At 39.7% G+C, this 10,488-nt stretch carries 11 protein-coding genes; 6 read left to right on the top strand and 5 right to left on the bottom strand.

Annotated features, from left to right (window positions below):
* The 3 genes from WBJ10_RS17760 to WBJ10_RS17750 all read right to left on the bottom strand — a co-directional run.
* The coding region (locus tag WBJ10_RS17760; RefSeq protein WP_424292734.1) for a hypothetical protein at positions 1 to 421 on the bottom strand (421 nt) is incomplete at its 3' end.
* Positions 422 to 426: 5 nt separating this feature from the next.
* On the bottom strand, positions 427 to 714 hold the full coding sequence (locus tag WBJ10_RS17755) for a putative quinol monooxygenase (RefSeq protein ID WP_424292732.1): 288 nt from the start codon (positions 712 to 714) through the stop codon (positions 427 to 429).
* Positions 714 to 1,490: an SAM hydrolase/SAM-dependent halogenase family protein gene (locus tag WBJ10_RS17750; protein WP_424292730.1), complete on the bottom strand. Its 777-nt coding sequence runs from the start codon at positions 1,488 to 1,490 to the stop codon at positions 714 to 716. The genes WBJ10_RS17755 and WBJ10_RS17750 overlap by 1 nt, the downstream gene beginning before the upstream one ends.
* Positions 1,491 to 1,592: 102 nt before the next feature.
* Between WBJ10_RS17750 and WBJ10_RS17745 the strand changes: the two genes are divergently transcribed.
* From WBJ10_RS17745 to WBJ10_RS17730, 4 genes are all read left to right on the top strand, one after another.
* Entirely contained in the window at positions 1,593 to 2,555 is a 963-nt protein-coding gene (locus WBJ10_RS17745; protein WP_424292728.1) for a PhoH family protein, read from the top strand.
* Positions 2,556 to 2,573: 18 nt separating this feature from the next.
* Positions 2,574 to 3,521 (top strand): phosphoribosylaminoimidazolesuccinocarboxamide synthase, encoded by a 948-nt coding sequence (locus tag WBJ10_RS17740; protein ID WP_424292726.1) that lies wholly within the window; start codon positions 2,574 to 2,576, stop codon positions 3,519 to 3,521.
* Positions 3,522 to 3,604: 83 nt separating this feature from the next.
* Positions 3,605 to 3,982: an STAS domain-containing protein gene (locus tag WBJ10_RS17735; protein WP_424292724.1), complete on the top strand. Its 378-nt coding sequence runs from the start codon at positions 3,605 to 3,607 to the stop codon at positions 3,980 to 3,982.
* 17 nt (positions 3,983 to 3,999) lie between these two features.
* Positions 4,000 to 4,911, top strand: a complete 912-nt coding sequence (locus WBJ10_RS17730) for a ribonuclease Z (RefSeq protein WP_424292722.1) — start codon at positions 4,000 to 4,002, stop codon at positions 4,909 to 4,911.
* A 19-nt stretch (positions 4,912 to 4,930) separates the two neighbouring features.
* On the opposite strand, the gene WBJ10_RS17725 is transcribed toward WBJ10_RS17730, so the two are convergent.
* Both WBJ10_RS17725 and WBJ10_RS17720 read right to left on the bottom strand, forming a co-directional pair.
* A complete protein-coding gene (locus WBJ10_RS17725; protein ID WP_424292720.1) occupies positions 4,931 to 5,875 on the bottom strand; it encodes an MlaD family protein in 945 nt (314 codons plus the stop codon).
* Positions 5,876 to 5,918: 43 nt separating this feature from the next.
* Positions 5,919 to 6,788, bottom strand: a complete 870-nt coding sequence (locus tag WBJ10_RS17720) for an N-acetylmuramoyl-L-alanine amidase family protein (RefSeq protein WP_424292718.1) — start codon at positions 6,786 to 6,788, stop codon at positions 5,919 to 5,921.
* Positions 6,789 to 6,970: 182 nt separating this feature from the next.
* On the opposite strand from WBJ10_RS17720, the gene WBJ10_RS17715 reads away from it, so the two are divergent.
* Positions 6,971 to 9,469, top strand: coding sequence for a putative LPS assembly protein LptD (locus WBJ10_RS17715; protein WP_424292716.1), 2,499 nt, complete (start codon positions 6,971 to 6,973; stop codon positions 9,467 to 9,469).
* Positions 9,470 to 9,472: 3 nt separating this feature from the next.
* Positions 9,473 to 10,488, top strand: a 1,016-nt coding sequence (locus WBJ10_RS17710) for a CinA family nicotinamide mononucleotide deamidase-related protein (RefSeq protein ID WP_424292714.1), incomplete at its 3' end; no start/stop codon positions are given.

The following is a 10,488-nucleotide window of genomic DNA, read 5'->3' as shown; positions in this document are numbered from 1 at the left end:
TAATTTTCGCTGTTTGTTTTTGCACCTCCACTTTGAGTCGCTCGTTTTCCTGCTGAAGTCGCGTTATTGTAGTCTGAAACCTATCAATACGACCCTCAACGGTCACCGCACGATGTTCAACTTCCTTTTTTTCCAAATCTTTGTAATCCAGCAATATCTTTAGTTCTTGAAAGATATTGTTGTCTGTAATAACGATTTGAGTCAGGATGTCATTGGATGCCTGCATATCTTTTTTCGTCTTAAGCCCAAATATGCCCGATCTTTTCGTTAGGCTATTGTCATACTGATTAAATCTCGCGCTGCGATCATCCAACAACTGATTGATCTTATTTCTTTGTGTATTATAAGCAGAGGAATCGCTCTGTGCAATAAGGGAACTGCTGCATATTAGAAAGAAGAGGATCGATAGGGTTCGTCTCATAGTATTTAGAAGAATTCTTCCACGCTCCAAGCCTGGGCCTTCTCAGAAAACAGTGGTTTTACTCTAGCCCAGGTGGTCATAAAAAGATCCGAACAGCGGTAAATGTTTAAATGCTCTTCGCTTTGCCACTTGCTCAACGTAAAGAAAACATTTGCATTGCTAATATCCCTCATTAATTTAACCTCCAGGCAGCCATTGGAACTTCTGATAAATTCAGAGGTTTCTTTAAAGATTTCGGTAAAGTTTTCCGTTTCTTCCTCCCGGAATGTCATTTTAACAATACGTGTAATCATCAATGAAATTCTATCCGGACAATATCGCCCAGGTGAAGGCCCAGTAAACCGCTTGCATTACCCTTATTAATTGCGATCTCTAAATGGTTACTTATTCCGAACAGACATAATTTTTCTCCTTCCGGAACTTCATTATAATGCCAGCTGAGCTGCGAGATCGATTCATTTCTTTTGAAGAACAGCGTGAAATCGCGATTAAGCTGCACCCGCGTGAAAATCTCTTTAGTAATATTGGTGATGATGTTTTGGAAGGAGTCTATATAAATAACACTCCCTCGGATAATATCGCGTTCGATGACAGGTTGTAAAGTCATTCGGTCTTCAACTCCAGAAACCGGAATCCCAATGTCTCTCAGTTTTCCTCCCTTTGCAAGATGGCTGGCCGCTTTTGGAAAAATATCTGAGAGCGGAAAGTGCAGATATTTCAGATCCTGCATGATATTCAGCTCTACAATCTCAGAAGCTTCTTCTTCAAACAGAAGTGAAAATATCCCATTGTCAGAGCCCACAAAGTAGTGTTCCCGGTATTTCAAAGCAAGGTATCTCGTCTTTTCGTTAAATACGGAATCGATTCCAATTAAATGGACAGTGCCCTTAGGAAAATAGTGGAATGCGTTCCTTAGAATAAAAGCAGCTTGAGGAATGTTAAAGGCAGAAATGTCATGGCTGATATCAACAATATTTGCATTTGGTAACTGGCTCAGGATACTGCCTTTAAGGGCAGCCTGATAAAAATCTTTATAGCCCAAATCGGTCGTTAAAGTAATTATAGCCATTTAAAATGTAAATATTTATTATTAATCTTGCGATAGATATTATTGGTACAAATATTGAATTTTAATCTCAAATAAACACCGTGAACTAAAAATAACCGCAACTTGAACGAGCTTAATCTGACTTTGGATAATGTGAACCCGGTGGTAATCTGGGGAGCCAACAACGAATATTTTGAAATTATAAAGAAACATTTTCCGAAGATTAAGATAGTCGCCAGAGGCACCGATCTTAAGGTTCTGGGCGATGAAGGGGAAATTAATACTTTTAAACAGAAATTTGCGGAAATCCTAGCGCATGCTGAAAAGTTCCAGAGTCTTAATAATAATGATCTGGAACAAATTTTAGGCGCTAAAATCTCCTCAAATCCGGAAACTGAAAACAGTTCGCCGAGGAACGGTGGAGGAGGTGATCCGATTGTTTTCGGGCCAAACGGCATTGTGGTTAAAGCTCGTACAGCTAATCAGCGGAGGATGGTTGAAAGCATCACTAATAACGACATCATATTCGCAATTGGTCCCGCGGGTACTGGTAAGACTTATACTGCAGTTGCATTAGCCGTTAGAGCACTGAAAAACAAGGAAATAAAGCGTATTATATTAACAAGACCGGCAGTTGAAGCGGGCGAAAATCTTGGATTTCTTCCTGGTGATCTCAAGGAGAAAATTGATCCTTATCTTAGGCCTCTTTATGATGCTTTGGATGATATGATACCTGCTGAGAAACTAAAGGTGTTTTTGGAAAACCGGACCATAGAGATCGCACCTCTTGCTTTTATGAGAGGGCGTACGCTAGACAATTGTTTCGTAATTCTTGATGAAGCACAGAACTCCACGGATATGCAACTTAAAATGTTTCTGACCAGGATGGGGCCGACAGCTAAGTTCATTGTTACTGGAGACGTAACACAAATTGATTTGCCACGCAAGCAGCAATCGGGTTTAAATACCGCTCTGCGTATTCTCAATGAAATAAAAGGTATAGACATAATTTACCTTAACGGAGATGATGTAGTAAGGCATAAACTCGTGAAAAATATCCTTAGAGCCTACGGAGATATACAATAATAAAATTCCAAATAAGAAATGACTGCCATAAAAGAAACCCACTTCCACTTTCAAGGACAAAGCAATTTTTATAAGGGGAAAGTTCGTGATGTGTATACAATAGGAGAGCAGTTTCTGGCCATGGTTGTAACCGACCGGATATCCGCTTTTGATGTAGTATTGCCAGAACCTATACCATACAAAGGACAGGTTTTAAACCAAATAGCCGCAAAGTTCCTCCAGGCAACTATCGATATCGTACCCAACTGGGTGCTTGATATTCCGGATCCTAATGTCACTATTGGAAAAATATGTGAACCCTTTAAAGTCGAGATGGTTATTAGAGGCTATTTAGCAGGACATGCGTGGCGCGAATATCAGGCGGGAAGACGCAGTGTATGTGGCGTTGCACTTCCTGAAGGGCTTAAAGAAAATGACAAGCTTCCAGAACCCATAATTACGCCTACCACAAAAGCTTCTGTGGGCCATGATGAGGATATCTCAAGAGAAGAAATAATTAAAAGAGGAATAGTTTCGGAAGAAGACTATGCTGAGCTTGAAAGATACACCCATGCAGTGTTTCAGCGTGGAACTGAAATGGTGGCCGAACGAGGTTTGATTTTGGTGGATACAAAATATGAATTTGGGAAGGCAGATGGAAAGATCTATTTGATTGATGAAATACATACTCCAGATTCTTCACGATACTTTTACAGCGATGGGTACGAAGATTTGCAAGCCAGAAACGAACCGCAGCGGCAGTTATCAAAGGAATTTGTTCGAAAGTGGTTAATTGAAAATGGATTTCAAGGTAAGGAAGACCAGGCAATCCCAAAAATGGATGATGAATTTGTGAAATCAGTCTCAGATCGGTATATCGAACTTTACGAACATATAACGGGCGACAAGTTCATTAGACAAGATAATTCTGATCCAATTTCACGTGTGGAACATAATATCTCGGAAGCCTTGATACGTCTATCTTGATTTTTTATTGTAAACTGAAATAAATTAATTAAATTAGTGTTTAAACCACGATTCATGGTTAATGCCAATCAAACCTTGCTCCTATGAAATTCACTGTCGATAAGCACGAAAAGTACGTTCTGATTAAACTGGATGAGAATAAATTAAATAGCTTGATTTCTCCGCAGCTAAAATCTGAATTGATCCTTACCAATACGGAGGGCCAGCGTAATATCATTCTCGATCTTTCTAATGTGAAATATTCTGATTCATCGGGCTTAAGTAGCCTGTTGGTTGGACATAGGATATGTAAAAACGCCGAAGGGTCTTTTATATTAACTGGTATTAACGAAAATATTGCACGGTTGATCACCATCTCTCAGCTGGAGAACATCCTAACAATTGTAGGGACAGTTGATGAAGCCATTGATCTAATTTTCATGGAAGAAATTGAAAAAGAGTTAAAAAGAGAGTTAAAGTAGACTTGTGAGCCATCTGCATGAAATTTGAAGTAACAATTTTAGGTAGCAGCTCGTCGACCCCCATATTCAATCGAAATCCCTCAGCCCAGCTTCTGAATATTAATGAGAAGTTCATTCTCATTGATTGCGGTGAAGCAACACAAAATCAGTTATTACATTTTGGGTTAAAAGCAAACCGCATTGACCATATTTTTATCAGCCATCTTCATGGTGATCATTATTTAGGTCTCGTTGGGCTTTTGTCATCACTTCATCTAAATGGGCGTACTAAGCCTATGGACATTTTCGGGCCGCCCGAACTGATAGAGATTATTGATCTCCAGTTCAAACATTCACAAACAAATCTTCGCTACCCGATTAATTTTAATGTTACTAACTCTACCGTCAGTGAAAAGCTTTTTGAAAGTTTCGATGTAGTAGTGGAGAGTTTCCCCTTAGATCACCGAATTCCCTGTACCGGGTTTCGTTTTACAGAAAAACAGCGGCTCAGGAAAATGATAAAAGAAAAAATCGATGAGCTGAGCATTCCAGCGGATCAGGTTCAGAAGATAAAAAAAGGGGAGAACTTTACGGATAAAAAAGGGAAGATACATTTATCTGAAGATCTTACCACCGAAGCCGACCATCCAAAGTCTTACGCTTATTGTTCTGATACAATATGCAGTTGGAAATACCTTGATTATATTAGAAATTCAGATACCTTGTACCATGAAGCTACTTTTTTGCATGATATGCATGCAAGGGCAGAGGAGACATTCCACACTACCGCTCTACAAGCTGCTGAAGTGGCTTTAAAAGCAAACGCAGGTAAATTGATTATTGGACATTTCTCTGCGAGATATAGAGAATTAGAACCATTATTAGCAGAAGCTAAAACGCTGTTTCCAAATACCTTTCTTGCGATTGAAGGTCTGACTTTCGAGATTTAAGAAATCCAACAAATTGTCCCTAATCCTTCTTCCCACCAAATACTGAGAAACTAACGTACCTCTTAGGGTTAGCCTTTAGGTCAATCATTAGCTTATCAAGATTTGCAGCGGCGTTGTTCAGGTTATTGTACATTTTCTCATCATTGATGAGCTGACCCAAGGTTCCCTGGCCCGTATTGACTTTATTAACAATAGTTTGAAGATCGGCAACGGCTTTATTTGCTTCAGCGATGGTCTGGGCGAAATTGGCTTTTGCTACATCATCAGAAACCTTTTCAAAGTTATTCATGATGTTAGTGATCTTGGCGTTATTATTCTTGAAATTGCTGGTAATCGATTCCAGATTAGTCATTATACCTGCAATTTTTGAACTTTGGGTGCTAACTAAACCATCAACAGTTTTTGTAGTTCTTTCAAAAGTTTCAAGCGTTCTTGCAATGCTCGCAAAACTTTTATCAAAATTTCTTTGAAATTCAGGGCTTAAAGTGCTGTTTACTGATGTTAATACCGAATCCAATCTGGCAATAATCTGTTCTGCTTTTTTCTGAATAGGTTCAATTTGATCGGTAAGATTTTGCTGGATGTTTGCATTTAAAGTGTCTCCATCCTGCGCAAAGTCGCTACCTGTTCCAAGTTCGAACACAATTGCCTTTCCGCCTAGGAGATCCGTACTCTCGAGTCGTGCGATCGTATTTTTAGGAATCGCGTATTCAGGATCGATTTTAAACTGTGCTAAAATCTGCCCGTTAGGTTGCAAGGTGAGGTCTGAAACCCTGCCTATTTGATATCCGTTTACGAGAACCGGCTTTGATACCGCTAGGCCATCAACCCGGTCATAGGTTGCATAAAACTCGTTCTCGCTGGAAAAAACGTCATTGCCTTTTAAAAAACTGTATCCTATAATTAATATTGCGATTGCTACTGCAGCTAATACTCCTACTTTGGTTTCGTTAGTTATCTTCATTTAGTTATTAATTGTATCAAGGACAGACGATAAATGAGTTCATTTACTCACTTAGTTCCGCCTGTTTTTTATAGGTCTGAATTGCTTTTAACAAATTATTTACAATTTCGGTTTGGCCAGCATCCGAATTCATATATTCTTCTTCTTGAGGGTTGGATACAAAACCAATTTCTGTTAGGACTGCGGGCATTCCGGCCTTTGCCAATACTGCCAGGCTCTGCTCCTTAACTCCCCGGTCTATTCTACCTGCACGAACATATTCATCCTGCATATAAGATGCCAGTTTTATACTTTGTTCACGAAATGCATTCTTCATAAGTGAAAGCATGATGATACTTTCCGGATCTTTAGGGTCATAACCTTCATAATTATTTTTATAGTCCTTTTCCAGAAGAATTGATTCGTTCTCACGTATCACCACATCCTGCTCATCCAATCGGCCGAATCCGGAAACAAATGTCTCAGTTCCTCTTGTAGATGTGCTTTGCCTGTTTGCGTAACGAGGTATTTTCCGCCCGCGACTATCTTTACCATACCCAACAATTACTCTTTTGATCGGCATTGAATTACAGTGGATAGATATAAATAAATCAGCTTTGATATTATTAGCGATTCCTATTCGTTCATAAAGCGGAACAAATACATCAGATGATCTTGTATAAACTACTTTTACGTCTTTCAAATTCGCCTCTACTGCTTTCCCTAATTTCAGAGCAACCTGCAGAGCAATGTCTTTTTCTCTTGAAAAAACGCCTTTGGTTGCCCCATCATGACCACCATGGCCTGCGTCAATAACTATTGTTTTGATACGGTAAGGGATATCAGTCCGCTTGGCAGTAAATGAAGTGAGAAATATAGAAAGTAAGACAGGCAGTATTACGTAAATGTATCTGATCAATGGTATATTTTTCATTAATTTTGAGCGTGCATTATTGTCTATCATTGCAAAAATAGTATTCATCATCGGATTTGAAATTTATTAGCCCCCTTTTTCTTTATTTTTTTCTTGCGGTGTTGTGTGCGGGGTGCGTTTATACAACAGCTAATGCGCAGCAACTTACTATTCGACCTGATAACGTAAAACGCGATACAACATTGCAAATTCCACCGCTAAAAGCGGATACTGTCACAAAAAAATCAACTAGCGGTTCAGCCCTTGAATCCGAAGTTATTTATTCCGCTGAAGATTCAATTATTTCTGACCGCGAAACCAATATAGTGAAAATGTATGGAAAGGCCCGTGTTAAATATCAGGACATGGAACTTGATGCCGATTACATACAGTATGACCAGAAGAATAACACTCTTTTCGCGAAAGGCTTAATTAATCCTAAAAACAACAGATACACGGGCCGGCCTTTATTTAAACAAGGTTCAGAACCGCCTATCACCACAGATTCATTATTTTTTAATTATAAAACGAAAAAAGGTAAATCGTTCGGCGTTTATACCGAAGCTGAAGGGGGCTATCTCCAGGCGCGGCAATTCAAAAAAAATGAATATGGTGAGGGAAACTTTGTTCATGGAGTTTACAGCTCTTGTAATCTACCCTATCCGCATAATCATTTTGGAATTAACATTACCAAAGGTATTGTAACCGAGAAGCAAATAATAACCGGCCCGGCGTATCTCGAAATAGAAGGGGTACCACTTCCAGTAGGGGTTCCATTTGGGTTTTTCCCGAAGCCGAATAAACGTTCCGGGGGACTGTTGTTTCCAACTTTTGGCGAAGATCTCAGAGGATTTTTTATGCGTGATTTGGGATACTATATCGGATTGAATGATTATTGGGACCTGGCAACACGTGGAACACTTTATTCAAAAGGATCTTATGAACTAGCTACCGCCGCCCGCTACCGGAAAAACTATAAGTATGACGGGAATGTGAATTTCAGATATGCTTCCACAAAAAATGGTGTTGAAGGGACAAGAGCTTTTGCAAATCCAAGTAAAGATTTCAATTTAACGTGGAGCCATTCCCAAAGCCCTTTGGCCAACCCGGGTACTACTTTTAGTGCCTCAGTTAACGCTGGTACTGGTTCGTTTTTTCAGAATGTGCCCGGTGCGAATGGGTACAATCCTACCGAAATAGCGCGGAATACTTTATCATCAAGTATCAGTTATGGTAAAGTGTTTTATGATGGATTATTCAATTTTACATCTAGTTTAACGCATAGTCAGGACATCGAGAAAAAAACAATTTCCTTGCAATTGCCGCAGTTCAATTTGGCTATGTCCACCATCAATCCGTTTGATAGTAAAGACCGTGCGGGTGAACAGAAGTGGTTCCAAAGGATTAGCCTTGGTTATACAATGCAAGGAACTAATTTGATAAATACCGCGGAAAGCTTGCTATTCAAAAAAGAGACTCTGAGAAGATTCCAGAATGGAATCAGGCATGATATCCCGGTTTCTATGTCACTTAATGTCGCGAAGTTCTTTCAATTCAATTCGAGTTTGAACTATAGCGAAAAGTGGTATCTCCAAACAATTAGAAAAAGGCTTGCGCCCGTTGCTTCCGGGTTTGCCCAAGTTACCGATACGATTGGAGGATTCAGCAGGGTGTATGATTATAGCGTGAATAGCGGGTTTTCAACCAAAGTTTATGGCAAATTTAACTTTAAGAAGGGGAATTTAATGGCTCTGCGTCATGTTATGACCCCATCGGTTGGCTTTAACTATCAACCTGATTTTGGTTCGAACCGATTTGGTTTCTTTCGGGATTTACAGAATGATACTTCCCGGGTTGCTTCCCGATACTCCATTTACGAGGGTTCGTATTTTGGTGCGCCGTCCACAGGAAAAGTTGCGGGAATAGGATTCAGCCTGGATAATAATATTGAAGCCAAAGTGCGTTCTACTGATGATTCAACGAAAAACTTTGTTAATATTCCTATTCTTCAAAGCCTGACTTTTTCAGGGGCTTATAACTTTGCGGCGGAAAACTTTAAGTTGTCAACCATTGGATTTTCCGGCCGTACTGCATTGTTTAAACAGAAAATCGGTATTAATTTTTACGGTACTCTCGACCCATACAGGCTTGATGCTAGCGGCGCCAGGCTCGACAAGTTTACCATAAATAATGGCACACCTGCGCGGCTGACAAGCTTTGGACTATCCACCGATTTTAGTCTCAACTCAACAGCCTTAAAAAAGCGAAATGAAGCTTTGAATCAGATCGATGCCGGAAAACAGAATTTATCATTACAGCAGCAGGAAGAGTTAAATGCGATCAGCAGGGATCCTAATGCATTTGTCGATTTCAATGTGCCTTGGAATATAAGTGCAGCATATAGTTTCAATTATTCAAAGAACGGTTTAGAATCTGTAATCACGAATACGCTAAACTTTTATGGAGATTTCAATGTTACCCCTAAATGGAAGGTGCAGTATACTTCAGGATATGATTTTGAAAGGAATGATCTGAGTCTCACCACATTTTCGATCTATAGAGACCTTCATTGCTGGGACTTGTCGTTCAGGTGGTCACCCATTGGAGCTTACAAATTTTATAGTGTCGATCTCCGGGTTAAGGCATCCATACTTCAGGACCTGAAGCTGAGTAAACGCCGCGATTTTTACAATAATTTTTAGCCTATGCTAGCCGAACTAATTACAATTGGTGATGAAATACTCATTGGTCAGATCGTTGATACCAATTCCGCATGGATGGCCCAAAAGTTAAACTTGGCAGGAATAAATGTTAAACAAATATCCTCTGTTTCTGATGAGAAACAACATATTTTAAATGCTCTTAAAGAAGCATCACAACGGGCAGATATTATTTTGATTACAGGTGGATTAGGCCCTACTAAAGATGATATCACCAAAACGACCCTGGCTGAATATTTTAATGTCGGACTGCGGACGGATGAAGGCGCGCTTGAAAATGTAAAACGTATTTTTTCAAAGTATAATTCTCCGATGCTGGAAAGCAATTTACGGCAAGCCGAAGTTTTGGATAACTGCACTACTTTACTAAACATGAATGGTACTGCACCGGGAATGTGGATTGAAAGTGGCGACAAGATTTACGTTTCCATGCCCGGTGTGCCATTTGAAATGATGTATATGATGGAAGAGCTTGTAATTCCTAAAATCCAGGAGTTGTTCAGTTTGCAAACGATCGTACATCATACCATTCTCACAGCCGGGATCGGTGAATCAATGCTTGCTGACAGAATCGCAGCAGTGGAGGATTCTTTGCCCGCACATATTGGTTTGGCATACCTCCCCAAATTAGGACTTGTCAGACTTCGGCTTAGCGGTCACGGGGCGAATATTGATTTATTAAGGAAAGAAATTGCTTTGTATGCGTCTGGAATAAAAGAACTAATTAATGAGTTCGTGATTATAGAAGCCGATGTGCCCATTGAAAAAGCGATTTTGGATTTTATGGCATCCAAAGGTCTTACCTTGTCTACCGCAGAAAGCTGCACTGGTGGATATGTTTCACACCTGCTTACTCAACATGCAGGCAGCAGCAAAGTGTTTTTGGGTGGAGCAGTAAGTTATTCCAATGATTTAAAAACTAAAATATTATCAGTTTCTAAGGAAACGCTTGATCGGTTTGGAGCCGTAAGTGAAGAAACTATTTTAGAAATGGCTAATGG

Origin of the sequence: Daejeonella sp., assembly GCF_049655485.1 — a bacterium.
In the GTDB taxonomy this organism is placed as follows: domain Bacteria; phylum Bacteroidota; class Bacteroidia; order Sphingobacteriales; family Sphingobacteriaceae; genus Daejeonella.
Note: the sequence above shows the minus strand (reverse complement) of the source record. Positions and strands in the feature narration are given on the sequence as shown.

Bases quoted from the DNA above. Each gene is read 5' to 3' on its own strand.
- WBJ10_RS17755 (WP_424292732.1), bottom strand. From the start codon at position 714: ATGATTACACGTATTGTTAAAATGACATTCCGGGAGGAAGAAACGGAA.
- WBJ10_RS17740 (WP_424292726.1), top strand. From the start codon at position 2,574: ATGACTGCCATAAAAGAAACCCACTTCCACTTTCAAGGACAAAGCAAT.
- WBJ10_RS17735 (WP_424292724.1), top strand. From the start codon at position 3,605: ATGAAATTCACTGTCGATAAGCACGAAAAGTACGTTCTGATTAAACTG.
- WBJ10_RS17720 (WP_424292718.1), bottom strand. From the start codon at position 6,788: ATGAAAAATATACCATTGATCAGATACATTTACGTAATACTGCCTGTC.
- WBJ10_RS17730 (WP_424292722.1), top strand. From the start codon at position 4,000: ATGAAATTTGAAGTAACAATTTTAGGTAGCAGCTCGTCGACCCCCATA.
- WBJ10_RS17725 (WP_424292720.1), bottom strand. From the start codon at position 5,875: ATGAAGATAACTAACGAAACCAAAGTAGGAGTATTAGCTGCAGTAGCA.
- WBJ10_RS17750 (WP_424292730.1), bottom strand. From the start codon at position 1,490: ATGGCTATAATTACTTTAACGACCGATTTGGGCTATAAAGATTTTTAT.